The organism is Oceanicola sp. S124 (assembly GCF_000220565.1).
Classification (GTDB): domain Bacteria; phylum Pseudomonadota; class Alphaproteobacteria; order Rhodobacterales; family Rhodobacteraceae; genus Pseudooceanicola.
This window is the reverse complement of sequence record NZ_AFPM01000326.1, coordinates 1-22,475: the sequence shown is the minus strand read 5'-3', so window position 1 is coordinate 22,475 and position 22,475 is coordinate 1. Positions and strand designations below refer to the sequence as shown.

Here is a 22,475-nt window from a genome sequence, read left to right as displayed (position 1 = left end):
CCGAAGACCTTGGAGACACCGTAGAGGCTGTCGGGGCGCGGCATCGCGCTGGCGTCGATCACGTCGGATTGCGCATGGAAGCCCACCACGTGGTTCGACGAGGCGAACAGGATGCGCGGCTGGCCGTTGGCGCGGGCGGCCTCGTAGAGGTTGTAGAGGCCGAGGATATTGGCCTCCATGATCGGCGCGAAGGGGCCTTCGATGGAATAGCCGCCAAGGTGGATCACCGCGTCGCAGCCCTGCATAGCGGCATGCAGCGAGGCGGCGTCGTGCATCTCCGCAAGCGGGCCCTGCCTGCAGACCGGGTTCGAAAGCGGGCGGATCACGTCGCCATTGCCGACCTGCGCGCCCACCAGGCTCTCACCCAGGCTCTGGCGGTGACGGTCAGGCAGGAGGTATCCAGCCGGTCCCCGATCTGCGTCATCATCGCCCCCAGCCCGCCCGAACGCATCGTCACGTCGAAGATGTCCACCGCATCGGCACGGATCACCGCCATGACCCGGGCGCCGAGGATTAATGCTCGGAGATATCCGCCTCGACCCGGCGGCGCAGCTCGGCCATGCCGGCGAGGTCCTCGCGCCAGCTGGGGCTGTCATTCACCTCGAAGCCGAACTGCTTCAGCCGGTCAGAGGCGCGCAGCGTGTCCTTCCAGCAATGCCGCGCCCGGAAGTCCAGCGCCTTCAGCATCACACGGTCGCCCAAGCGGTCCCGTAGCGCGGCCAGCAAGGCTTCGTCCTTCTTGAAGTCCACGCCGACGTGGGCGCGGAAGCGCGAGATACCCTGATCCAGAAGCTCCTCGACATAGCCGAGGTTACGCTCGTATTCCGCCTCGGCCTTCACCTGAAACAGCGGATAGCAGATGTCGATCGCGTCGCGGACCTGGCCTCCGAGGAAGGTATGCACCGGCGTGTCCAGCGCCTTGCCCGTGATGTCGAAGCAGGCCATGTCGATCCCCGCCGCGATCTGCAACGTCGGGCTGAAAGGCGGGTAGCGGGCGTCGAGATGACGTAGTTGTACAGTCACTTCGCCATCTAGATGTTCATCGCCTGCACCGCGAAAGGGTCGCGCCCCAGCACGATCTTCTTGATTCAGACACGCACCGCCTCGAGGTCGGGCATGGAAATCCGGCACCAATCCAGATCCGAGTCCCCCAGCCAGGCCCTCTCACCCGCGTCAAGCTGAACGATCAGGTGAAAACCGATCGCGCCGGTGCGCCGATGGGTCTGGATCGGGGCAAGCGTGATGGACGTGATCTTCATGGGAAACTGCGCAGTTCGACAGAGGGCCATGCGACGCCACGCCCGACCTGCCCCGACCAACGCACGGGCGGTGTCAGCTTTCGTCGGGCAAGGTGTCCGCGCGCCCAAAACATGTCTGTTATTTTGTCTTATACTTTCCAGAATGACGCGGAGACGGCCATCAACACGGTCGCAAGCCCATTGAATAAAGGGATTTTTGGCCCTGCCCCAAAAGCGACGGAGATCCGGAAAGGGAAACTCAACTGTCCTGGTCGATGATCCGGTGGCGCACGCTGACGAGGTGATAGCGCATGTAGAGGCGCGCCAGTTCGGAATCACCTACGCTGATCGCCTCGAAGATGTCCCGGTGCTCCTGGACGACACGGCGCTTGCGGGCCTCGGGCCGCGTTTCGGTGATCGAAGAGGCAATGCGCATCGTCCCCACCATGTCGGGCTGGAGCAGCATCAGCTGCTTCTCGAACAGGTCGTTGTCCGAGGCCCGCGCGATCTCGAGATGGAACTCGAAGTCTGCCTCGAGGATGTCCTGTCCCTGCTCCATGGCGTCTTCCATCTTCTGCAAGGCCTGTTGCAGGCGACGCAGGCGCGACTGGTTGATGCGGAGGGCGGCAAGGCGCGCGGCCTCGGATTCCAGGCACTGGCGCACCTCGTAGGACCGCATGTACTGGGCGATCCTTGCATCGTCGGTGTAGTGCGCCATCTCGTGCGGCGGCAGGCGCAACACGAAGGTTCCAGAGCCGCGCCGCGCGTCGATCAGCCCGTCGGTCTGCAGGTGCCGCAACGCTTCGCGCACCACCGGGCGCGAGACGTCATACATGGCCGCCAACGCCTTCTCGGTCGGCAGCCGTTCTCCGACGGCATAGCGTCCGGTGGAAAGCTGCAGCAGGATCTGCGCGTAGACCTCATCTGCAAGACGCCGCTTGCGCAGGGGCGCCACGACGGGATGCGCGTCGGAGATGGCATTCAGGGACACGTCGGACGGACCACCGGCACGTTGCTAATTTGTCCAAAAAAACGTAACCGGCCCCTCAGGACACCGCAACACGGCCCCTCTGATCAGCCCGAAATCCCGCGCAGAGGCGCGATCAGGGCCGCCCCAAGTGCCCGCGTATTGGCCACATCCAGGGACACGCCGTCCACCGGGCTTGCGGTGACATGGGGGGCGACATCGAAGACGCCGCCGCCCTGGGCACGGCCAATCTCGGCATGGGCGCCGGCCAGCTTGCGGCCTTCCTCGATGCGGCGCCCGGACTGCGGGCCTTCACCGCTGGCCCTCATCTCGAAGTGCGGCGGCGAGACGATCAGGATCTTCGATGCCCACATGACCCAGGAACAAGGGAAGCTGCGCAGGATCCCGATCAGTCGCCCCATGCAGGCCCCGACACCGTGGACGGTCGGGCAGAACTGCGCCTTGAGGTCATTGGCCCCAAGCATGATGATGATCCGGTCAAGCGGAGAGTGGCCGGCCAGCATCATCGGCAAGGCGCGCCCGCCCGTTGCGGCCGAAAGCTGCCGCCAGGTCATCCGTCGCAGTCCCCCGCCCGCCGAGACCCTCGGGATTCACCCGGAGGCCCGCTCCCAGCCCCTGCTCGACCACCGTGGTCCAGCGATCTCCGTAGCGATGGCGCCCCCCTCCAACGGGGTGGTTCCCCAGGGGATGCTGTCGCCGAAGGCGAGACTCGTGCGCACCATGAATTTATCCACTGAATTGACAACTCGCCCTGCCTGAGACCCAGGCCGTCAGCCGGCGGAGCACGCCCGGTATCGAGGCACTCCGCCGACAGGACAGCCAGCGCCGGCGGCGCGGTTGAAGCCAGGTGGATCGGATCCGATGGATGGCGTCAGGCCAGGTAGTCCGCGTCGGCGACCTGTTCGAGCCAGGTCACCGCGGTTCCGTCGATGCTTTCCTGGATGGCGATATGCGACATTGCCGTTTCGGGCGCCGCACCATGCCAGTGCCTTTCACCGGGCGCGAAGACCACGACATCTCCGGCCGACACCTCTTCCACGGGGCCGCCGGCCCGCTGCACGCGACCGCGCCCGAAGGTGAGGATGATGGTCTGCCCCGCCGGGTGGGTGTGCCAGGCCGTCCGGGCGCCCGGCTCGAATGTGACATGTGCGCCGCCGGCGCGGCCCGGCTCATCGGCCTTGAAGAGCGGGTCGATCCGCACCGTCCCGGTGAAGTACTCTGCCGGGCCGGGGGTCGAGGGCGCAGTGCCCGCACGCATGATCTTCATCGTTTCTTCCTTTCATCGAAGGACCTGGCGGTCCGTTGCGGCCACCACGGCGACGGGAGGCGAGAGGGTGCCGCCCTACTGTGGCAAGGCGGCACCGCTTTTCAAGCCAGGTGTTCTTCGAAGAACCCCTGGAGACGGTCGAAGGGAATGATCCCCTTCTGGTCATAGAGGTCGCAGTGATCGGCACCGTCGATGATCACCAACTCCCGCGGATCGCGCGCCGCGGCATGGGCGTCCTCGCTGAAGTAGCGCGAATGCGCTTCGGAGCCGGCAATGAGCAGCGTCGGTCGGGGCGAGATCTCGTGGAGACAAGAGAGCTGAGGCATGTTCATGAACGACAGCGGAGAGGTCACGTTCCAGCCGCCGTTCGAGTTCAGCGAACGCGGGTGATAGCCGCGGTCCGTCTTGTAGTAGGCATGATACATGCGGGTGACCGGATCGGTCGCCTCGTCGATCGCGTCGGGCAGCCCGCCCGCCAGCGCGGGTACGGCATCGGACGCGGCGTCGTCCCAGCGCTGCCGGCTCAGGGCTTCAAGGGTCGCTGCGCGCTGGTCCCCTGTCATCGCGTCATGGTAGCCGCGCGCCATCACCCGGCTCATGTCATACATCGACGTCACCGCAACCGCCCTGACCCGCTTGTCGGGGGCGGCGGCATTCAGGGCCATGCCACCGAAGCCGCAGATGCCGATCATGCCGATACGCCCGCGATCCACCGCCTCGTGCAGGCCGAGGCAATCGACCGCCGCCATGAAATCCTCGGTGTTGATGTCGGGAGAGGCCACGTAGCGCGGCATGCCTCCGCTCTCGCCGACATAGGAGGGATCGAAGGCCAGCGCCGCGAATCCGCGCTCGGCCATCTCCTGAGCGTAGAGCCCCGCGGCCTGTTCCTTGACGGCGCCGAACGGGCCGGCGACGGCGATGGCCGGCAGGCGCCCTGCCCAGCGCTCCTTCGGCAGGTAGAGATCACCCACCAAGGCGATACCGTATCGGTTGGTGAAGCCGACCTTCTGGTGGTCGACGCGGTCGCTTTTCGGGAAGGTCTTGTCCCATTCGCTCGTCGCCTGCGCCAGCACGGCCCCGGCGCCAGTCGAGGCATGCCCGGAGGCTGCGGCGTCGGCAGGCAGAAGCAGATCGCGGCGGGCGGGATCTTGCGGGTCGGTCGGGTTGGCCATCTCTGTGTCTCCGGTTCGGAAGGTGTCTGCTTCCGAATGTGGCGTGCAAGCGTGCCCGGATAAGGTGGCCATGATTTATCAGGGCCATGAACAGGATTCATGCTGACCGGGGGTGTCCGGTCAGCGCGACCGTCTTGTGATGCAGGATCCCCTGGCCCGGCGCAAAGGGCGATCATGGATCGAGACACCCGCGCGCCAGACGACGGCCCCGAGGCGGCGGTAGCAATCGAGAACGGACCATGTGAGCGTAACAGCGCGCAGGGCGCCCGGGGATGGCGCTGCCGCGATAAGCGCGCTTGAAACGCCCACGGGACATAGGGACAGATCCATGGGCTGAGAAAGCAGGCCAGCCAGAGGCTGCAGAATCTGGAGCGGACGCAGACGGAGAGCCGACCATGACCACCCCCGCCAGCTTAAGCCCTGCCGGTGTCCGGGCAGCCTTCGCGGTGGCGCTCACCACACCCTGCTGCCGGGTCAAGGCCGACCACATCACGCTGTACTGTCAGGCGCGAAGAGGTTCACCAGGACCTGCAGAAAGGTCGGCTTCTTCGCCGGCTCGGAGGATCAGTTTTCTTGGGGGGGGGCATACAGAGGGGCCAGAATTTCCTGAGAGATATCAGGCGGCTGCCCTCTGATCTGGTGCGGTCGAGAAGACTCGAACTTCCACGGGTGTTACCCCACAGCGACCTCAACGCTGCGCGTCTACCAATTCCGCCACGACCGCACGTGATCAGGTAGGTAGCGGGCGTATACCCAGCGTCGCCGGCAATGTGAAGCGCAAAATCACCTGCTTGCGTGGAATTTCCGACTGGCCCGGACAGGGGGCCGAAAACGACCCGTCCGGCATGGACGGAACGGCCGTCGCCGAAAGGCAAAGGGCCGCTCCGATCGACGGAACGGCCCTTCCGCGGCAGTGTGGTCAGGGTTTACTTGCTAAGGTTGAAGCTGGGCAGCGAGGCGGGCACGCTGGCCGGAGCCTCGTTCAGTTGCTGCACCGGCATGCGCAGGCCAAGCGCCGCGGCGCGCAGCAGCTCCACCCGGTCGGGCAGGCTGTCCCCGAAGACCGAGGGCGCGCCGCCATCCAGCGCGGCAATGGCGATCTGGTACCAGCCCGTCGCAGCCAGAGGCGCCGCCTCTGTGCCATACCCCTCGTTCAGGTGATGCGCGACCAGCTCGGCGTAGGGCGTTTCGCCCGCCCCGGCCAGCAGCAGGGCCGAGCCCAGCGCCACCGGCATGTTGTCCCCGCGATAGCCCGAGAAGAGGCAGATCTTCGCCGTGGCCTTCAGCTGGTCGGCCGTCATGCCGGAGGTCGCCGCGTAGCTGGCCACATTGGCCATGACCTGCGCGGCCGGCGTGGTCGAGAGGCTGGCGACATAGGGCGCCAGCACCGGCTCGAAGCCCGCGCATTGCTGGGATGCGGCTGCCGGGGTCAGGCCGGGCACGCGCTGCACGTATTGCTCACCCTCGGTGGTGGCATAGGTGCGGGCATAGCAGAACTGCTCGCCCAGGGCGATCTTGGGGTCCGACATGGTGGCCAGGGTCACATAGCCGCCGTTGGACGAGGTCATCAGGCTGACCTTCTCGCAATAGCCCGCCAGCGAGGGCGCCGGAGCCGGGCTTGCCTGCAGGGCGAAGGTCGGCAGGCTGGCCAGCGGCTGCGGCGCCGGGGCGACGGGTGCCGCCGCAAGCTGCTGCTGCGGCAGCGCGGGGGCCGGTGCCGGGGCGACCGCCATCTGGGGCTGGGCCAGCGGATCGTTCATCCGACAGCCGGTGTGGTCGCACTGGAAGTAGCTGACCTGCACCGTGTTGGTGCGCTGCGGGTTCATCAGGTACTGGAACTGGCGCCGCTCGTAGCCGCCCGCGTTCGACACGAACAGCATCGTGGTGCACTGGCTGGCTCCGCACCAGAAGCTTGAGCCGGTGACAGCCGTATCGAGGATATAGTCGTTCTGGCCATCGCCGTTCAGGTCGGCGGTCTGGATGAAACCGGCCCGTTGCAGCAGTTGTTCGGGTGTCGGCTCGGTGCTGGCGGCAACCTCGTCCACCGCATCCGAGACCTCGATCGGCAGGCCGGCATAGCCCATGCCGCCATGGCCCGAGGCGCCCGTCCCGTCCCGCCAGATCACCAGCAGACCGCGCGCGCCGTCCCGCGACTTGCTGAGCGAGCGGGTCACGTCGGGACCGCCAAGCGCGGCCCGGTTGTAGGAGCCGACGAGGTGGTCGCGCTCGAAGGTCAGCAACTGGCCGGTGGCGGGGAAGGACATGTAGGACTGGTACTGCATGATCGCGCTGCGCGAGCGCGACCCCATGACGCCATCCGGCGTGCCGGCATTGAAGCCGAAGTAGTTCAGCGCCGTCTGCACCTCGCGGTTCTGCGCGCGGGTGACAGAGGAGACGCCGGAAGAGGTATAGGTGCGCTTGGGCTTGGCCGCGCCGTTCATGATGGCGCCGCCGATGATGCCGCCGACAATGGCGGCGCCAAGGCTATCCGCCATGGCGGCAACTGGTGCTGTGGCAATGAGCGAGGCCGCAACGACCCCCGTGGCAATCTTGCGATAGGACATGGATCAAACTCTCCGATGGACATAAATGAAAAAGGCTCAATCGAATCCAGCATAGCCCCCAACCAGCCCGCCGGAGAAGAAGTTTTGCCGCAGCCGAACCAACAAAATAACGACAATTCTGTCGAATGGATCATCTCCAACGAAGCTGTCGGCTACGAGGAAGCGCTGGCGGTTATGGAGGCGCGCGTCGCGGCAATCGCCGCCGGAACGGCGCGCGAGGCGATCTGGCTGCTGGAGCATCCCCCCCTCTACACCGCCGGCACCTCGGCCCGGCCCGAGGATCTGGTGGCCCCCGACCGCTTCCCCGTTTACGAGGCGCGGCGCGGCGGCCAGTACACCTATCACGGCCCCGGACAGCGGGTGGTCTATGTCATGCTTGACCTGAACCGCCGCGGCCGCGACATCCGCGCCTTCGTCAAGGCCCTGGAATCCTGGGTCATCACGACGCTTGCAGACTTCGGCATCCGCGGCGAGATCCGCGAAGGCCGCGTCGGTGTCTGGGTGCCCCGCCCCGAGAAGACACCCAACCCCGACGGCTCGCCGCGCGAGGACAAGATCGCCGCCATCGGCATCCGCCTGCGTCGCTGGGTCAGCTTCCACGGCATCTCGATCAACGTCGAACCCGAGCTGGAGCATTTCTCGGGCATCGTGCCCTGCGGCATCTCGGATCGCGGGGTGACCAGCCTCGTCGACCTCGGCCTGCCGGTGACGATGGAAGACCTCGACAGCGCGCTGATGGCCAATTTCGACGCCGCCTTCCCGCCGCAGGGGCGCTGATCGCCCAGTTCCCCGTCAGCCCGCCTGCCTCTGCGCCAGAGCCAACCCGCCTGCCCTCCTGCGACAATTGGCCGAGGCGCGCCCCCTGTGGCCTGCCGCAGCGCTGCTGTAGAGACGGATCAGGAAACGCCGCAACCCGGTATCGGAGGACAGAGAATGACCCGATTCATCACCATGGCAGCCGCATCTCTTCTGCTCGCCTCTCCCGCCTTCGCCGAGGGCGACGCCGCCAACGGCGAAAAGGAGTTCCGCAAGTGCAAGGCCTGCCACACCATCGCCTCGGCCGATGAGGTCTTCGTCAAGGGCGGCCCCACCGGACCGAACCTCTACGGGGTCATCGGACGCACCGCCGGCAGCACCGATTTCCGCTACGGCACCTCGATCGTCGAGGCGGGCGAAGCCGGGCTGGTCTTCGATGTCGACAACATCCAGGCCTACATGACCGACCCCAAGGCCTTTCTGGCCGAGTTCCTCGACGACAAGGGCGCGCGCACCAAGATGAGCTTCAAGATGCGTTCGGACCAAGCCGACGTGGCGGCCTACCTTGCCACATTCTCCGAGGTGTCCGCCGGGGACGAGGCCAAAGGCGAGGCAGGGGCGACCGAGGGCGACGGCTCCTGAGGGGCGGGGCGGGACCGCCGTGCAGGCGGCTCCGCCCCCCTGGCCCGCGCATCCAGCCCCGCGGCAGGGAGGGAGGAGTCCTGCTGCGGCACCGACCGGCGTCCCGCGCAGGGCCGGACAGGACCCCTGCCGGGGACCTGCCCGTGACTGGATCGCGACCCACGAGCGGCCTGCAGGCCCGAACGGAACGCGAAAAAATTGATCTGCGTCAATTACGGCCATTGTCGGAACCGCGTGCCGATTATAGAAAGTCACTAATTTGAGAGCCCGCGGAGTCCCTTCCGCGGGCTTCAAACCAACCTGACGAGGAGGCAATCATGGCCGACGCAGCCGTACATGGCCACGGGGCCGAGGACGACCGCGGGTTCTTCACCCGCTGGTTCATGTCCACGAACCACAAGGACATCGGGATTCTCTATCTGGTCGTCGCCGCGGTGACGGGCCTGATCTCGGTACTATTCACCGTCTACATGCGGATGGAGCTGATGCACCCCGGCGTGCAGTTCATGTGCCTCGAGGGCGCACGCTTCTGGCCCTCCGCTGCGGAATGTACCCCGAACGGGCACCTCTGGAACGTTATGATCACCTATCACGGCGTCCTGATGATGTTCTTCGTGGTGATCCCCGCCCTCTTCGGCGGCTTCGGCAACTACTTCATGCCGCTGCAGATCGGCGCGCCGGACATGGCGTTCCCGCGCCTGAACAACCTCAGCTTCTGGATGTTCGTGGCCGGTGTCGGCCTCGGCGTCGCCTCGCTGCTGGCTCCGGGCGGCAACGACCAGCTCGGCTCGGGCATCGGCTGGGTGCTCTACCCGCCGCTGTCGACCACCGAGGGCGGTTATTCGACCGATCTGGCGATCTTCGCGGTGCACGTTTCGGGTGCCTCCTCGATCCTCGGCGCGATCAACATCATCACCACCTTCCTGAACATGCGCACGCCCGGCATGACGCTGTTCAAGGTGCCGCTGTTTGCCTGGTCCGTCTTCGTCACCGCCTGGCTGATCCTCCTGGCCCTGCCCGTCCTGGCCGGCGCGATCACCATGCTGCTGACCGACCGGAACTTCGGCACGACCTTCTTCAACCCGGCCGGCGGCGGGGATCCGATCCTCTACCAGCACATCCTGTGGTTCTTCGGTCACCCCGAGGTCTACATCATCGTGCTGCCGGGCTTCGGCATCATCTCCCACGTGATCTCGACCTTCTCGCGCAAGCCGATCTTCGGCTACCTGCCGATGGTCCTGGCCATCATCGCCATCGGTGTCCTCGGCTTCGTCGTCTGGGCACACCACATGTACACCGTCGGCCTGTCGCTGACCCAGCAGAGCTACTTCATGCTGGCGACCATGGTCATCGCGGTGCCCACGGGCGTGAAGGTGTTCAGCTGGATCGCGACGATGTGGCAGGGCTCGATCGAGTTCAAGACGCCCATGCTCTGGGCCTTCGGCTTCCTGTTCCTCTTCACCGTGGGCGGCGTGACCGGCCTGGTGCTGAGCCAGGCGCCTGTGGACCGTGCCTACCATGACACCTACTACGTCGTGGCGCACTTCCACTACGTGATGTCGCTGGGTGCCGTCTTCGCCATCTTCGCAGGTATCTACTTCTACTTCGGCAAGATGACCGGGCGCCAATACCCCGAGTGGGCCGGCAAGCTGCACTTCTGGATGATGTTCCTGGGTGCCAACCTGACCTTCTTCCCGCAGCACTTCCTGGGCCGCCAGGGCATGCCGCGCCGCTACATCGACTACCCGGAAGGCTTCGCGCTGTGGAACTTCTGGTCCTCGATCGGCGCCTTCGTGTCCTTCGCCTCGTTCGTGTTCTTCTTCGGCATCGTCTTCTACTCGCTGTTCCGCGGGGCGAAGGTGACGCAGAACAACTACTGGAACGAATACGCCGACACCCTGGAATGGACCCTGCCCAGCCCGCCGCCCGAACACACCTTCGAGCAGCTTCCGAAGCAGGAAGACTGGGACAAGTCCCCGGCGCACTGAGCCCCGGCGTGATTGGAAACGGAAACTGACAAGGGGCGCCCAATGTGGCGCCCCTTTGCATGAGGCCCCCATGCCCTACCGCTGGACCACCGAGACAGAGCTGGAGCTGAGCCCGCACCGCTCACTGCCGCCGCAGGGTTTCGCGGCGGTGATCCTGACCTTCTTCGCCCTCGCGATGATCCCCCTGACGGCCTTCCTCGGCACGCTGGCGCTTTGGGGCTTGCTGCCCTTCGCGCTGCTGGCGCTCTGGGGGCTGTGGTGGGGGCTGCGCCGCTCTTACGCAGACGGGATGATCCACGAGCAGCTGCGGATCGGCCCGACCGAGACCCGCCTGACCCGCGAGGGGCCGCGTGGCGCGCGGGCCGACTGGCACTGCAATACCTACTGGGTCCGTGTCACGGTGCACCAGACAGGCGGCCCGGTGCCCCACTACGTGACCCTGTCGGGCAATGGCCGCGAGGTCGAGATCGGCGCCTTCCTCTCGGAGGACGAGCGCAAGCGCCTGGCGGGCGAACTGCGCGCCGCCTTCCGTCGCGCCTAGGCCACTTCGGCAGACCCGCAGCCCAGATCCGCGCCTCAGGCCCGCTTCGGCAGATCGTCATGCGAGGTCGAGGCCATCTCCTCGAGCTCGGCCTCCGTCATCTCGTCGTACATCTCGCGCGAGGCGCCTTGCAGCGCGTCGGGGTCCTGCTCGCCGCGCTTGGCGGCAAGGGCGGCACCGGCCGCCTTCTGCTGGGCTTGGGATCGGGCTTTCATCGCGCTCCTCCTCGGATGGCCGGGGCATTCAGGGTCCAACACGACAGCCGAGGTCCGGGTTCCCACCCGTCCGTGCCCCCGAATCGCCCCGGCCGGGAAAGCCGCGCGTTTGTCCGCGCTCTCCACCTCTCCGCCCCATCCCCGCCCGAAAGCGGCCGCAGGCCTTCCCCGCGTCAGGAAACGATCAAGGTTACCGGCGCCTGGCGTTAACGAAGCCCCCGGCCCCCGGTAAAGAAAAACCCCCGGCGCCAGGGGCACCAGGGGTCTTGCATGTCAGCCGGGCGCGCTCAGGAGGCGAGGCGCTGCTTCACCTTGGAGCCCGCCGCGCCAAAGTCCATCTGGCCGGTGTAGCGCGACTTCAGATGCCCCATGATCTTGCCCATATCGCGGATCGAGCTGGCGCCGGTGACAGAGACCGCCTCGTCGATGGCGGTCTCGACTTCCTTGTCCGACAGCTGCTTGGGCAGGAATTCCTCGATCACGTCGATCTCGCCCAGCTCCTGCTGGGCCAGGTCGATGCGGCCGCCTTCCTCGTAGACCCGCGCGCTTTCCTGGCGCTGCTTGACCATCTTGCCGAGGATGGCCAGGACTTCGCCCTCGCCGACCCCGTCCTCGCTGCCCTCGCCCCTGGCCGCAATGTCGCGGTCCTTGATCGCGGCGTTGATCAGCCGCAGGGTGCAGAGCCTGTCGCCGGCCCGGTCCTTCATCGCCTGTTTCAGAGCGGAATTGACCCGTTCCCGAAGTTGCATGTCGCGTCTACCCTCGCGTTGATTGCAGATGGTCACCATATAGAAACCACTTCGGCGCGACAAGGTTTCCCGCTTGCGCCTCGCCGTCACGTCACGCCCGACCCCGCTGCATCCACGGATGCCTGCGAAAGCGGCACCTTTGGCCCGATTGGCCGGACCTGAGGCCTTGACCTCCCCGTCCCCAGGGCCTAGCCATGCGCCAATTTGCCCATAGCCGTAAGAGTCGCCCATGCCCCTGTCTCAAGGACCGAAACCGACCGCCTGCCTCGCGCTTGCCGATGGGACCGTGTTCTACGGCCGCGGCTTCGGCGCCACCGGCGTGACCGAAGCCGAGCTCTGCTTCAACACCGCCATGACCGGCTACCAGGAGATCATGACCGATCCCTCCTACGCCGGACAGATCGTCACCTTCACCTTCCCCCATGTCGGCAATGTCGGCGTCAACCCCGAGGACGACGAGACCGGTGATCCCGTCGCCGCCGGCATGGTGGTGAAATGGGATCCGACCGAGCCCTCGAACTGGCGCTCCGCCGGCGAACTCGGGGACTGGCTGGCGGCGCGCGGCCGCATCGCCATCGGCGGCATCGATACCCGCCGCCTGACCCGCGCGATCCGCGCCCGCGGCGCGCCCCATGCCGCCCTGGCCCATGACCCCGACGGCAACTTCGACGTCGAGGCGCTGGTTGCCCGGGCGCGCGGCTTCAAGGGCCTCGTCGGGCTCGACCTGGCCAAGGACGTGACCTGCGCCCAGTCCTACCGCTGGGACGAGATGAGATGGGCCTGGCCCGACGGCTTCGCCCGCCAGGAAGCCCCCCGCTTCAAGGTCGTCGCCGTCGACTACGGCGCCAAGCGCAACATCTTGCGCTGCCTGGCCTCGGCCGGCTGCGACGTTACCGTTCTGCCCGCTTCGGCCACGGCGGATGACGTTCTGGCGCACCAGCCCGACGGTCTGTTCCTCTCGAACGGCCCCGGCGACCCCGCCGCCACCGGCGCCTATGCCGTGCCGATGATCCAGCAGGTGCTGGAGCGCTCGTCGATGCCGGTCTTCGGGATCTGCCTCGGCCACCAGATGCTGGCGCTGGCGCTCGGTGCCAAGACCGTGAAGATGAACCACGGCCACCACGGCGCCAACCATCCGGTGAAGGACGTCGAGACCGGCAAGGTCGAGATCACCTCGATGAACCACGGTTTCGCGGTCGACAGCCAGACCCTGCCCGCCGGCGTGATGGAGACCCATGTCAGCCTGTTCGACGGGTCGAACTGCGGTATCCGGATGACCGATCGCCCGGTGTTCTCGGTCCAGCACCACCCCGAGGCCAGCCCCGGCCCGCAGGACAGCTTCTACCTGTTCGAGCGTTTCGTGGCCTCGATGGGCGTCGCCGCCTAACCCTGCCTGATCCCCTTCCGAAGGGCGGCCCGCATCAGCGGCGCCGCCCTTTTTCGTGGGCAATGTCATGGGCTAACGTTCATGGGCAAACGCCGGCAGGCCGCCTTGAGCAACCTCTCGGAAAGATCTTGTTAACAGCCAATTAAGGATCTCCTGCGAAACACATGTGCGAAAGACTTAAGGGGTCGTACATTTATGGCATCGAACCTGCGAAAGCTGGACGCGCAGCGCTCGATACATGTCGGTCCGCCCAGCTCTGAGGGGCTGGATCTCGGGCAGGCCGGCATGTTTCGGGAAATGCCCACGGCCTTCGCCGGGCAAAGGTCGCTGCCCCCGCCCGCCGAGCTGCGCAGACGCTGGGCCGAGGGAGAGATCGACGAACCCGAGGTCCTGGCCCTGCTGGCAGAGCAGAACGGGCTGGAACTGGTCGATATCACCAAGGCGCCCCCGGATCCCGGATTGCAGGACCTTCTGGATCCGAAGTTCTGCCTGCGCCACCAGGTCGTGCCCTGGCGCAGCCATGACGGCATCCTGGTCTGCGCAACCGCCCGCCCCGAGCATTACGTAGAGATCGTCGCCCCCCTGGCCTACCGGCTGCGCCGCGAGATGCGGCTGGGTCTGCGCCCGGTGATCGCGCCGCGCGCCCAGATCCAGGCCGCCGTGGCCGCCCATCACCGCAACCAGCTGGTGCAGCAGATGTCCAGCCGGGTGCCGGCCTCGGAAAGCTGCCGCACCTGGTCGGCGACGCGGCGACGCCTGGCCGTGACCTTCGGCCTGCTGACCCTGCTGGTGCTGGCGAGCCTGCTGCACCCGGGGGCCGTGCTGGTGGCGCTGACCGGCTGGGCGGTGATGACGCTGGTGCTGGCGATGGTGCTGAAGGGCGCGGCTGCCACGGTGCACCTGCTGCGCCCTGCTCCGCCCGCCCCGCCCGGCCCCTTGCCCGAGGCAGAGCTGCCCGATATCTCGATCCTGGTGCCCCTGTTCCGCGAGAGGCGCATCGCGGCGGCGCTTCTGAAGCGGCTGCAACAGCTCGACTACCCGCGCGAGAAGCTGGATATCGTGCTGGTGCTGGAAGAGGCCGACGACATCACCCGGGCGACGATCGCCGGGCTGGCCCTGCCGCACTGGATCCGCACCGTGGTCGTGCCCGCAGGCACGCCGCAGACCAAGCCACGGGCGATGAACTACGCGCTGGATTTCTGCCGTGGAGAGATCATCGGGATCTACGATGCCGAGGATGCACCGGATGCCGACCAGCTGCGCCGCGTCGCCGCCCGCTTCGCCGCCGCCCCGCCCCGGACCGCCTGCCTGCAGGGAGCGCTGGACTACTACAATCCGCGGCAGAACTGGTTGGCCCGGTGCTTCACCGTCGAATACAACACCTGGTTCCGGCTGGTCCTGCCCGGCATGGCACGCATGGGGTTCGCCGTCCCGCTCGGGGGCACCACGCTTTTCCTGCGCCGCGACGTGATCGAGATCCTCGGCGGCTGGGACGCCCACAACGTGACCGAGGATGCTGACCTGGGCATCCGCCTGGCCCGCCACGGCTTCCGGACCGAACTTCTGAACACCACCACCGGGGAAGAGGCCAACTGCCGCACCCTGCCCTGGGTCAAGCAGCGCTCGCGCTGGCTGAAGGGCTACATGGTCACCTACCTCGTGCACCTGCGCCACCCGCACCGGCTGCACCGCGAGCTCGGGGCCTGGCGAACGATCGGGTTCCACGCCCATTTCATCACCGCGATCTCGCAGTTCCTGTTGGCGCCATTGCTCTGGTCGTTCTGGCTGATGCTGGCAGGGGTGCCCCATCCCCTGCTGACGCTGGTGCCACAGGCGCTGCTGACCACATGCGCCGTGCTTTTCTTCTGCGCCGAGGTGCAGAACATCGCCCTCGGGCTGATCGCCACCCGCCGTCGGCGGCACCGGCATCTCTGGCCCTGGATTCCCACCCTGCATCTCTACTATCCGCTGGGATGCCTGGCAGCCTACAACGCGCTGTTCGAACTGGTGGTGAACCCCTTCTACTGGGACAAGACCCAGCACGGCCTCTCGCTGAGCCCGCCATCTCCCTCCGGCCAGGTCACGCCGCCGCGCCCCGGGGACAGGTCAGCCGCGCCGGACAGCTAGAGATCGGCGTCGCGCTCGGCGTCCAGCTTCAGGCGGGTCACATAGGCCTGGGAAATATGGCTGCGCAGTGCCTCGGCCGCGGCCTCTTCGTCCCGCCCTGCGATGGCGCGGACGATGGCCGCATGTTCGCTCAGCGCGTCGCTGCCCCGCCCATCGGCCGCCAGGGAGGTCGTCGCCAGCAGGGCCATCGAACGGTGCACGAGATCCAGCTGCTGCACCAGGAAACGGTTGTGCGAGGCCAGGTGGATCTGGTGATGAAAGCGCTTGTTGGCCCGGGCCAGCGCCGCCGGATCGCCCAGGTGACGACGGTCGGCAGCCACCATGTCCTGCAACACCCGCACCTCCTCGGGGGTGGCGTGGCGCGCCGCGAGGCCCGCCGCCAGCGCCTCCAGCTCCGAGCGCACGACGTACAGCTCGGCCAGCTGGTTGTGATCCAGCGAGGCGACGATCAGAGAGCGCCCGTCGCGGGCCAGCAGGCCCTGGGTCTCGAGCCGCTGCAGGGCCTCGCGAATCGGGGTCCGCGAGACGCCGAAACGGTCCGCCAGCTCGCTTTCCACCAGCCGGTCACCGGGCCGGTAAAGACCGATGTCGATGGCCTCGAGGATCAGCGAATAGGCATCGCCCTGCGGGGGTTTGCTGGCCATGAAGCCGGGTTCCTTTCATCGTCGCGACACATTAGGCAGCGGGACGGCCCCGATGCAAGACCAGCGCTTGTGCCCGGCCCGCGCCGGGGCTAGCGTCGCGCCATGCCGGAAAATGCCTTCAGCCATGTCACTACCTGGGTCTTCGACCTGGACAATACCCTCTATCCGCCCGAGGCGCGGCTCTTCGATCAGATCGAGGTGCGCATGACCGCCTGGGTGATGAAGGCCCTCGGCGTGAGCCAGGCCGAGGCCGACCGGATGCGGCGCGACTACTGGCACGACCATGGCACCACCCTCTCGGGGCTGATGCGCCTGCATGACGTCGACCCCGGCCCCTACCTGGCCGATGTGCATGAGATCGACATGAGCCACCTGCAGCGCGACCCCGACCTTGCGGCCCATATCCGCGACCTGCCCGGCCGCAAGATCGTCTTCACCAACGGCTCGGGCCCCTATGCCGAGAGGGTGCTCGAGGCGCGCGGCCTCTCGGGGCTCTTTGCGGCGATCTACGGGATCGAGCATGCCGGCTTCCACCCCAAGCCCGACCGCGCCGCCTATGACACGGTCTTCGGCACCGACGGGCTGGACCCGACCCGCGCCGCGATGTTCGAGGACGACCCCCGCAACCTGATCGAGCCCTTCGCCATGGGCCTGCGCTGTGTCCATGTCGCCCCCGATCCCGTCGAAGCGCCTCATGTGCATCATAGCACCGCCGACCTCTCGGGTTTCCTGAAGGCGCTGCTGTAAGCGACCGGATGTCGCTTTGCCCCGGGCGCGCTTTGCCCCCATCTGAAGGGCAGGACATCTGACGGAGACACCATGACCACGCTTGCCGCCCCCCGCCGCCTCTATCACTACATCCCCGTTCTGGGCTGGATCCTGCGCGATCTCGAACGGGACTTCTTCGGCCATATCGGCTATGCCGCGCTGATCGCCGTGACCGCCATGGTGCTGGCGGTGAAGACCTGGGGGCTGGTGGCGCTTGGCCTGACCGCCCTGGCCCTGGTGCCGGTGGTGTTCATTGTGCTGATCCTGCTGACGCGGGGCTAGGGAGGACCTGGGATGGAGTTCGACTTCGATATCGTGATCTCGGGCGGCGGTGTCGCGGGGCTGACTGCCGCCGCGGTCATGGGGGCCGAGGGGTTCCGCGTGCTCTGCCTGGATCCCGCCCCGCCGGTGACCGAGGCCAGCGCCGAGGGCGCCGACCTGCGCACCACCGCCTTCCTGCAACCGGCCCAGGCTCTGCTGGCCGAGGCCGGGATCTGGGATCACCTCGCCAGCCACGCCGCGCCGCTGCGCATCATGCGCATCGTCGATGCCGGCGGCCCCGAGCCCGAACCCCGGGTGATCCGCGACTTCGATTCGACCGACATCTCTGATCTTCCCTTCGGCTGGAACCTTCCCAACTGGCTGCTGCGCCGCGAGATCCTGGCGCGGCTCGGGGCCCTGCCCAACGTGACCTTCCGCGCCGGCACCGGCACCTCCAGCCTGTTCACCCGCGAAGCCGGGGCGATCGTCGGCCTTTCGGACGGCACCCGGGTGAAGACCCGGCTGGTGCTGGCCGCCGACGGGCGCAATTCGCCAATGCGGCAGGCGGCGGGGATCGGTGTCTCGACCCGGCGCTACGGTCAGAAGGCCCTGGCCTTCTCGGTCAGCCACCCGCTGCCGCATGAGAATGTCTCGACCGAGATCCACCGCTCGGGCGGCCCCTTCACGCTTGTCCCCCTGCCCGATCACGAGGGCCGGCACCGCTCGGCCGTGGTCTGGATGGAGGATGGGCCGCGTGTGCAACAGCTGGCCGCGCTGGAGGTCGAGGCCTTCGAGGCCGAGATGAACCGGCGCAGCTGCGAGATCCTGGGCCCGCTGAGCCTGCTCAGCCGTCGCTCGGTCTGGCCGATCATCACCCAGGTGGCCGAGCACATGTCCGGCGAGCGCCTGGCGCTGATGGCCGAGGCCGCCCATGTGGTGCCGCCCATCGGGGCGCAGGGGCTGAACATGTCCCTTGGCGACCTGCGTTGCCTGCGCGACCTCGCCCGTGCCGCCCCCGACCGTCTGGGCGATGCCCGGATGATGGCCGAGTATGATCGTGCGCGGCACCGGGAGGTGCAGATCCGCGCCGCCGGGATCGACGCACTGAACCGGGCCAGCCAGATCTCGGCCCAACCCCTGCGCGATCTGCGCGCCGTCGGTCTGGATGCGCTTTACGCGGCAGCGCCAGTGCGCAAGGTGCTCATGCAGATGGGACTTGGGGCGAAGGGGTAAGGGGGCGCTGCCCCCTCTCGAGCCTTCGGCTCAATTCACCCCCGGAATATTTTCAGCCTGGTGATGATGAAAGGGGGACTGCGGCGCGGTCGCCTCCTAGAGCGGTCCGGGCAGGCGTTCTTCCGAGAGCATGACATTGGCGTCGACGCTGCCGACCCCCGGCAGGGTCATGATGCGGCGGCGCAGGACGCGCTCGAAGTCCGGCAGGTCGCGGGCGGCGACGCGCAGACGGTAGTCGTAGACGCCGAGGATATGCTCGATGGTCTGCACCTCGGGGATGGCCGAGACGGCGCGCTCGAACTCTTCCAGCGAAGCGCGGCCCTTGGTGGCGAGGCGTATCCCCAGGAAGACCGTCACTCCGAAGCCCAGGCGCTTCAGGTCAAGGTCGAGGCGGCGGCCAGCCAGCACGCCGGCCTGCTCCAGCCGCTTGATGCGGCGCCAGGTGGCGGGTTGCGACAGGCCGAAGCGGCGGCCAAGGGCACCGGAGCTTTGGGTGGCATCCTCGGCCAGGGCGCGCAGCAGGGCGCGGTCGGTCTCGTCGAGGGGGAAGGCCTCGCTCATAGCGGCACCTGTTCGTCGAACTTCACCCGGGCCACATGCATCAGCGCGTCGATATCGGTGATATGGGGCAGCGCCAGGACCCTCTCCCGGTAGATCTCCTGGTAGTGTTCCACGTCGCGGGCGATGATGCCGAGGCGCGCATCGACCTGGCCGAGGAAGGTCTGGATCTCCAGCACCTCGGGGATCTTGCGGGCGGCGGCGGCGAAGTCGTCGAAGGCACGCGGGGCGCTCTTGTCCAGGGTGATGCGCAGCGAGACCTCGACCGTATAGCCGAGCGCCCGCCAGTCGATCACCCCGCGCACGCCGCGGATCACCCCGGCATCCTGCATCCGCTCGATCCGCCGCCAGCATGTCGCGGGGGTCAGCCCCGCCCGCTCTGCCAGCTGGGCCGTGCTGGCCGAGGGGTCGGCCTGGTACTGACGAAGAATGCGCCTGTCGGCATCATCCAGCATATTTCTTTCACCGTACAGCAAATCACGAATGGCTTCCTCATCAAATAGCGAATGAATGAGAATTTTGCAACGAATGCTGCCGCAACAGGGCCTATGGTGGCCGCAGGAATGGAAGGAGAAACACCATGCGTGTCTATTACGATCGCGATTGCGACATCAACCTGATCAAGGACAAGAAGGTCGCCATCCTGGGCTACGGCTCCCAGGGCCATGCCCATGCGCTGAACCTGCGTGACTCGGGTGCCAAGAACCTCGTCGTCGCCCTGCGCGAAGGCTCGGCATCCGCCAAGAAGGCCGAAGCCGAGGGCCTGCAGGTCATGGGGATCGCCGAGGCCGCCGCATGGTGTGACCTGATCATGTTCACCATGCCCGATGAACTTCAGGCCGAGACCTACAAGAAGTACGTCCACGACAACCTGAAGGAAGGCGCCGCCATCGCCTTCGCCCACGGCCTGAACGTGCACTTCGGCCTGATCGAGCCGAAGCCCGGCGTCGACGTCATCATGATGGCCCCCAAGGGCCCCGGCCACACCGTGCGCGGTGAATACACCAAGGGCGGCGGCGTGCCCTGCCTGGTCGCGGTGCACAACGACGCCTCGGGCAAGGCGCTTGAGCTGGGCCTGTCCTATTGCTCGGCCATCGGTGGCGGCCGTTCGGGCATCATCGAGACCAACTTCCGCGAGGAATGCGAAACCGACCTCTTCGGCGAGCAGGCCGTGCTCTGCGGTGGCCTGGTCGAGCTGATCCGCATGGGCTTCGAGACCCTGGTGGAAGCCGGCTACGAGCCCGAGATGGCCTACTTCGAGTGCCTGCACGAGGTGAAGCTGATCGTGGACCTCATCTACGAAGGCGGCATCGCCAACATGAACTACTCGATCTCGAACACCGCCGAGTACGGCGAATACGTGTCCGGCCCGCGCATCCTGCCCTACGACGAGACCAAGGCCCGCATGAAGGCGGTGCTGCGCGACATCCAGACCGGCAAGTTCGTGCGCGACTTCATGCAGGAAAACGCCGTCGGCCAGCCGTTCTTCAAGGGCACCCGTCGCATCAACGACGAGCACCAGATCGAACAGGTCGGCGAGAAGCTGCGCGGCATGATGCCCTGGATCAGCGCCGGCAAGATGGTCGACAAGGAAAAGAACTGAGCCCTCCGGCCCGTTCATCCGACACAAGACGGAAGGCCCCGCGATTGCGGGGCCTTTTGCTTTGCGGCGGCGTCACGCTCAGGGCAGTGGATCCCAGACGATGCGGCGGCTGTCATCAGCGGTCAGCATCTCGAGCTGGCCGTCGGCAATGCTCCAGCCGGTGACGTCGGTCAGGATGCTCGCGATGCGGCCGTCCAGGGCCTGCTCGCCGCAGAAGGCGCGGGTCATCCTGCCCGGTGACAGCTCCAGCGTGCCAGCGGCGGGGACATTGGCGGTGGCGGTCCACTGGCTGGACAGGCTGTTGCAGTCCAGCCGCATGGCCAGGGTGCCATCGGGGCGGAACTCGGCGGTATAGCCCTCGAGGCGCGGCGGCACCTCGCCTTCGGGCGTGCCGTCCAGCAGGTAGGCCAGCCGCCAGCGGCTGCTGCTCAGCGCCTCGGGGCCGGCGGCGCTGGCTTCGCCCTGCATCACCGGCGCGCCCCGGCAGGACCAGTCCTGTCCCGCCGCATCGGTCCAGGTCACATCTGACCCTTTGCCGCGCAGCGCGTGCCCCGCGCCCGCATAGGCAAAGCCCGAGCCGGAGCGCTGGATGTCCAGCGTCACCGACTGGCCGGCATGGGTCAGCACCGCCTGGTCTTCGGCGAAACGGATCTGCATCTGGACGCCCATCTCGCAGAGGAAGCTGACCGGCGCCTCCTCGGCGCGGACAGCCGGGGCGAGCATCAGCAGGGCAAGGGCGGGAAGCAGGCGACGCATGGCGGTATCCTTTCGCGGTTCCCGGCCAACCTAGAGGATTCCCCCGGCCCCTTCCCGCGCAAGTTGGCAGGGCGGCGGGGAATGCTCGGATCCTTGCCGATCACTCGGCGCGGCCGCGCGCCACAGCCTGCCAGAGCCGCAGCGCCTGGGCGGTCTCGGCCACGTCATGCACGCGGAGCATCTGCACCCCCTGGGCCACCCCCGCCAGCGCCACGGCAATGGAGCCCGGCGCGCGATCCCGCGCTTCGGGCGCCTGACCGATGGTGCCGATGAAGCGCTTGCGCGACACGCCGAGCAGCAGCGGACAGCCCAGCCCGTGAAACAGCGACAGCCGGTTGAGGATCTCGAGGTTGTGCTGCGCGGTCTTGGCAAAGCCGATGCCCGGATCGGCGAGGATGCGGGCCCGCGGGATGCCGGCGGCCTCGACGGCGGCGATGCGGGCCTCGAGCTCGTCGTAGGTGTCCAGCAGGGCGTTGTCGTAATGCGGGGCGACATGCATGTCGGCGGGCGTGGCGCGCATGTGCATGACGCAGACCGGCAGGCCGAAGGTGGCGGCCACATCGGCCAGCGCCGGGTCATGGGCGAAGCCGGAGACGTCGTTGATCAGCCCTGCGCCTGCCTCGGCGGCGGCGCGGCCCACAGGGGCCTTGCGGGTGTCGATGCTGATCGGCAGGCCCAGCCCCGCAATCGCACGGATCACCGGGGCGGTGCGGGCGATCTCTTCCTCGACCGGCACGTCGGCGGCGCCGGGGCGGGTGGATTCGCCGCCCACGTCGATCATCTCGGCGCCCGCCTCGGCCATGGCGCGGGCATGGGCCAGCGCCGCCTCGGGGGCATTGTGCGCGCCTCCGTCCGAGAAGCTGTCGGGAGTGACATTCAGGATCCCCATGATCCGGGGCCGGTCCAGCGACAGGCCCGCCAGCGCCGGGCGCGGACGGCAGAGCCGGCGCTGCCAGTCCTCCGGGCAGCGCGCTGCCGCAGCACTCACCCCCGGCGCGGGTCAGCGCCTCGACCTGGC

The 22,475-nt window shown here is 67.3% G+C and carries 26 protein-coding genes and 1 tRNA gene; 10 read left to right on the top strand and 17 right to left on the bottom strand.

Annotation, left to right across the window (positions count from 1 at the left end):
• From OS124_RS0122440 to OS124_RS0122395, 10 genes are all read right to left on the bottom strand, one after another.
• On the bottom strand, nt 1-353 hold a 353-nt coding region (locus OS124_RS0122440; protein WP_010142274.1), incomplete at its 3' end, for an NAD-dependent epimerase/dehydratase family protein.
• The gene (locus OS124_RS27675) at nt 323-496 is read right to left on the bottom strand and encodes a hypothetical protein (RefSeq protein ID WP_010142273.1); all 174 of its coding nucleotides are present in this window, start codon (nt 494-496) and stop codon (nt 323-325) included. The genes OS124_RS27675 and OS124_RS0122440, both read right to left, overlap by 31 nt.
• A 17-nt stretch (nt 497-513) precedes the next feature.
• Nucleotides 514-1,023 carry an enolase C-terminal domain-like protein gene (locus tag OS124_RS0122430; protein ID WP_138919626.1) on the bottom strand — a complete coding sequence of 170 codons (510 nt, stop codon included), beginning with the start codon at nt 1,021-1,023 and terminating at the stop codon, nt 514-516.
• Between the two features lie 65 nt (nt 1,024-1,088).
• Nucleotides 1,089-1,259, bottom strand: a complete 171-nt coding sequence (locus OS124_RS27670) for a hypothetical protein (protein WP_168161505.1) — start codon at nt 1,257-1,259, stop codon at nt 1,089-1,091.
• A 238-nt stretch (nt 1,260-1,497) separates the two neighbouring features.
• Nucleotides 1,498-2,229, bottom strand: coding sequence for a FadR/GntR family transcriptional regulator (locus tag OS124_RS0122420; protein WP_010142271.1), 732 nt, complete (start codon nt 2,227-2,229; stop codon nt 1,498-1,500).
• An 83-nt stretch (nt 2,230-2,312) separates the two neighbouring features.
• Nucleotides 2,313-2,780 carry a lipolytic protein G-D-S-L gene (locus OS124_RS25700; RefSeq protein ID WP_010142270.1) on the bottom strand — a complete coding sequence of 156 codons (468 nt, stop codon included), beginning with the start codon at nt 2,778-2,780 and terminating at the stop codon, nt 2,313-2,315.
• Nucleotides 2,781-3,097: 317 nt separating this feature from the next.
• Nucleotides 3,098-3,493, bottom strand: a complete 396-nt coding sequence (locus OS124_RS0122410; RefSeq protein ID WP_010142269.1) for a (R)-mandelonitrile lyase — start codon at nt 3,491-3,493, stop codon at nt 3,098-3,100.
• Between the two features lie 101 nt (nt 3,494-3,594).
• Nucleotides 3,595-4,665, bottom strand: a complete 1,071-nt coding sequence (locus OS124_RS0122405; RefSeq protein WP_010142268.1) for an alpha/beta hydrolase — start codon at nt 4,663-4,665, stop codon at nt 3,595-3,597.
• A 637-nt stretch (nt 4,666-5,302) separates the two neighbouring features.
• Nucleotides 5,303-5,389, bottom strand: a tRNA-Leu gene (locus tag OS124_RS0122400).
• Nucleotides 5,390-5,591: 202 nt separating this feature from the next.
• On the bottom strand, nt 5,592-7,229 hold the full coding sequence (locus OS124_RS0122395) for a peptidoglycan-binding domain-containing protein (protein ID WP_010142267.1): 1,638 nt from the start codon (nt 7,227-7,229) through the stop codon (nt 5,592-5,594).
• 84 nt (nt 7,230-7,313) lie between these two features.
• Between OS124_RS0122395 and lipB the strand changes: the two genes are divergently transcribed.
• The 4 genes from lipB to OS124_RS0122375 all read left to right on the top strand — a co-directional run bounded on the left by lipB (nt 7,314) and on the right by OS124_RS0122375 (nt 11,156).
• Nucleotides 7,314-8,006, top strand: coding sequence for a lipoyl(octanoyl) transferase LipB (gene lipB / locus OS124_RS0122390; RefSeq protein WP_010142266.1), 693 nt, complete (start codon nt 7,314-7,316; stop codon nt 8,004-8,006).
• A 156-nt stretch (nt 8,007-8,162) separates the two neighbouring features.
• Nucleotides 8,163-8,627 carry a c-type cytochrome gene (locus OS124_RS0122385; protein ID WP_010142265.1) on the top strand — a complete coding sequence of 155 codons (465 nt, stop codon included), beginning with the start codon at nt 8,163-8,165 and terminating at the stop codon, nt 8,625-8,627.
• Between the two features lie 317 nt (nt 8,628-8,944).
• The gene (gene ctaD, locus OS124_RS0122380) at nt 8,945-10,615 is read left to right on the top strand and encodes a cytochrome c oxidase subunit I (protein WP_010142264.1); all 1,671 of its coding nucleotides are present in this window, start codon (nt 8,945-8,947) and stop codon (nt 10,613-10,615) included.
• 70 nt (nt 10,616-10,685) lie between these two features.
• Nucleotides 10,686-11,156: a DUF2244 domain-containing protein gene (locus OS124_RS0122375; RefSeq protein ID WP_010142263.1), complete on the top strand. Its 471-nt coding sequence runs from the start codon at nt 10,686-10,688 to the stop codon at nt 11,154-11,156.
• 35 nt (nt 11,157-11,191) lie between these two features.
• On the opposite strand, the gene OS124_RS0122370 is transcribed toward OS124_RS0122375, so the two are convergent.
• Together OS124_RS0122370 and OS124_RS0122365 are read right to left on the bottom strand one after the other, a co-directional pair.
• Nucleotides 11,192-11,371, bottom strand: a complete 180-nt coding sequence (locus tag OS124_RS0122370; RefSeq protein ID WP_010142262.1) for a DUF3008 family protein — start codon at nt 11,369-11,371, stop codon at nt 11,192-11,194.
• A gap of 287 nt (nt 11,372-11,658) precedes the next feature.
• A complete protein-coding gene (locus OS124_RS0122365) occupies nt 11,659-12,120 on the bottom strand; it encodes a GatB/YqeY domain-containing protein (RefSeq protein WP_010142261.1) in 462 nt (153 codons plus the stop codon).
• 229 nt (nt 12,121-12,349) lie between these two features.
• Here OS124_RS0122365 and carA point away from each other — a divergent pair, with 229 nt between their 5' ends.
• Both carA and OS124_RS0122355 read left to right on the top strand, forming a co-directional pair.
• Nucleotides 12,350-13,507 (top strand): glutamine-hydrolyzing carbamoyl-phosphate synthase small subunit, encoded by a 1,158-nt coding sequence (gene carA, locus OS124_RS0122360; protein ID WP_010142260.1) that lies wholly within the window; start codon nt 12,350-12,352, stop codon nt 13,505-13,507.
• 195 nt (nt 13,508-13,702) lie between these two features.
• Nucleotides 13,703-15,634, top strand: a complete 1,932-nt coding sequence (locus OS124_RS0122355; protein WP_010142258.1) for a glycosyltransferase family 2 protein — start codon at nt 13,703-13,705, stop codon at nt 15,632-15,634.
• Here OS124_RS0122355 and OS124_RS0122350 read toward each other — a convergent pair.
• On the bottom strand, nt 15,631-16,278 hold the full coding sequence (locus tag OS124_RS0122350; RefSeq protein WP_010142257.1) for a GntR family transcriptional regulator: 648 nt from the start codon (nt 16,276-16,278) through the stop codon (nt 15,631-15,633). The genes OS124_RS0122355 and OS124_RS0122350 overlap by 4 nt on opposite strands.
• Nucleotides 16,279-16,380: 102 nt before the next feature.
• Here OS124_RS0122350 and OS124_RS0122345 point away from each other — a divergent pair, with 102 nt between their 5' ends.
• From OS124_RS0122345 to OS124_RS0122335, 3 genes are all read left to right on the top strand, one after another.
• Nucleotides 16,381-17,025 carry a pyrimidine 5'-nucleotidase gene (locus tag OS124_RS0122345; RefSeq protein WP_010142256.1) on the top strand — a complete coding sequence of 215 codons (645 nt, stop codon included), beginning with the start codon at nt 16,381-16,383 and terminating at the stop codon, nt 17,023-17,025.
• Nucleotides 17,026-17,097: 72 nt separating this feature from the next.
• Nucleotides 17,098-17,328, top strand: a complete 231-nt coding sequence (locus OS124_RS0122340; RefSeq protein WP_010142255.1) for a hypothetical protein — start codon at nt 17,098-17,100, stop codon at nt 17,326-17,328.
• A gap of 12 nt (nt 17,329-17,340) precedes the next feature.
• A complete protein-coding gene (locus OS124_RS0122335) occupies nt 17,341-18,540 on the top strand; it encodes a UbiH/UbiF family hydroxylase (protein WP_010142254.1) in 1,200 nt (399 codons plus the stop codon).
• A gap of 96 nt (nt 18,541-18,636) precedes the next feature.
• On the opposite strand, the gene OS124_RS0122330 is transcribed toward OS124_RS0122335, so the two are convergent.
• Nucleotides 18,637-19,101 (bottom strand): Lrp/AsnC family transcriptional regulator, encoded by a 465-nt coding sequence (locus OS124_RS0122330; protein ID WP_010142253.1) that lies wholly within the window; start codon nt 19,099-19,101, stop codon nt 18,637-18,639.
• Nucleotides 19,098-19,553, bottom strand: a complete 456-nt coding sequence (locus OS124_RS0122325) for an Lrp/AsnC family transcriptional regulator (protein WP_010142252.1) — start codon at nt 19,551-19,553, stop codon at nt 19,098-19,100. The genes OS124_RS0122330 and OS124_RS0122325 overlap by 4 nt, the downstream gene beginning before the upstream one ends.
• 125 nt (nt 19,554-19,678) lie before the next feature.
• Between OS124_RS0122325 and ilvC the strand changes: the two genes are divergently transcribed.
• Nucleotides 19,679-20,701 (top strand): ketol-acid reductoisomerase, encoded by a 1,023-nt coding sequence (gene ilvC, locus OS124_RS0122320; protein WP_010142251.1) that lies wholly within the window; start codon nt 19,679-19,681, stop codon nt 20,699-20,701.
• 78 nt (nt 20,702-20,779) lie between these two features.
• On the opposite strand, the gene OS124_RS25695 is transcribed toward ilvC, so the two are convergent.
• Both OS124_RS25695 and folP read right to left on the bottom strand, forming a co-directional pair.
• Nucleotides 20,780-21,457: an META domain-containing protein gene (locus tag OS124_RS25695; RefSeq protein WP_010142250.1), complete on the bottom strand. Its 678-nt coding sequence runs from the start codon at nt 21,455-21,457 to the stop codon at nt 20,780-20,782.
• Between the two features lie 100 nt (nt 21,458-21,557).
• Complete coding sequence (folP, locus tag OS124_RS0122310) at nt 21,558-22,445, bottom strand: dihydropteroate synthase (RefSeq protein WP_010142248.1); 888 nt, start codon at nt 22,443-22,445, stop codon at nt 21,558-21,560.
• Nucleotides 22,446-22,475: the final 30 nt, after the last annotated feature.

Bases quoted from the DNA above. Each gene is read 5' to 3' on its own strand.
- OS124_RS0122340 (WP_010142255.1), top strand. From the start codon at position 17,098: ATGACCACGCTTGCCGCCCCCCGCCGCCTCTATCACTACATCCCCGTT.
- OS124_RS27675 (WP_010142273.1), bottom strand. From the start codon at position 496: ATGGCGGTGATCCGTGCCGATGCGGTGGACATCTTCGACGTGACGATG.
- OS124_RS0122365 (WP_010142261.1), bottom strand. From the start codon at position 12,120: ATGCAACTTCGGGAACGGGTCAATTCCGCTCTGAAACAGGCGATGAAG.
- OS124_RS0122375 (WP_010142263.1), top strand. From the start codon at position 10,686: ATGCCCTACCGCTGGACCACCGAGACAGAGCTGGAGCTGAGCCCGCAC.
- OS124_RS25695 (WP_010142250.1), bottom strand. From the start codon at position 21,457: ATGCGTCGCCTGCTTCCCGCCCTTGCCCTGCTGATGCTCGCCCCGGCT.
- OS124_RS0122370 (WP_010142262.1), bottom strand. From the start codon at position 11,371: ATGAAAGCCCGATCCCAAGCCCAGCAGAAGGCGGCCGGTGCCGCCCTT.
- ctaD (WP_010142264.1), top strand. From the start codon at position 8,945: ATGGCCGACGCAGCCGTACATGGCCACGGGGCCGAGGACGACCGCGGG.
- OS124_RS0122330 (WP_010142253.1), bottom strand. From the start codon at position 19,101: ATGAGCGAGGCCTTCCCCCTCGACGAGACCGACCGCGCCCTGCTGCGC.
- OS124_RS0122385 (WP_010142265.1), top strand. From the start codon at position 8,163: ATGACCCGATTCATCACCATGGCAGCCGCATCTCTTCTGCTCGCCTCT.
- ilvC (WP_010142251.1), top strand. From the start codon at position 19,679: ATGCGTGTCTATTACGATCGCGATTGCGACATCAACCTGATCAAGGAC.
- OS124_RS0122355 (WP_010142258.1), top strand. From the start codon at position 13,703: ATGGCATCGAACCTGCGAAAGCTGGACGCGCAGCGCTCGATACATGTC.
- OS124_RS0122410 (WP_010142269.1), bottom strand. From the start codon at position 3,493: ATGAAGATCATGCGTGCGGGCACTGCGCCCTCGACCCCCGGCCCGGCA.
- OS124_RS0122345 (WP_010142256.1), top strand. From the start codon at position 16,381: ATGCCGGAAAATGCCTTCAGCCATGTCACTACCTGGGTCTTCGACCTG.
- OS124_RS0122335 (WP_010142254.1), top strand. From the start codon at position 17,341: ATGGAGTTCGACTTCGATATCGTGATCTCGGGCGGCGGTGTCGCGGGG.
- OS124_RS0122395 (WP_010142267.1), bottom strand. From the start codon at position 7,229: ATGTCCTATCGCAAGATTGCCACGGGGGTCGTTGCGGCCTCGCTCATT.
- OS124_RS0122350 (WP_010142257.1), bottom strand. From the start codon at position 16,278: ATGGCCAGCAAACCCCCGCAGGGCGATGCCTATTCGCTGATCCTCGAG.
- OS124_RS0122405 (WP_010142268.1), bottom strand. From the start codon at position 4,665: ATGGCCAACCCGACCGACCCGCAAGATCCCGCCCGCCGCGATCTGCTT.
- carA (WP_010142260.1), top strand. From the start codon at position 12,350: ATGCCCCTGTCTCAAGGACCGAAACCGACCGCCTGCCTCGCGCTTGCC.
- OS124_RS27670 (WP_168161505.1), bottom strand. From the start codon at position 1,259: ATGAAGATCACGTCCATCACGCTTGCCCCGATCCAGACCCATCGGCGC.
- OS124_RS25700 (WP_010142270.1), bottom strand. From the start codon at position 2,780: ATGACCTGGCGGCAGCTTTCGGCCGCAACGGGCGGGCGCGCCTTGCCG.
- OS124_RS0122325 (WP_010142252.1), bottom strand. From the start codon at position 19,553: ATGCTGGATGATGCCGACAGGCGCATTCTTCGTCAGTACCAGGCCGAC.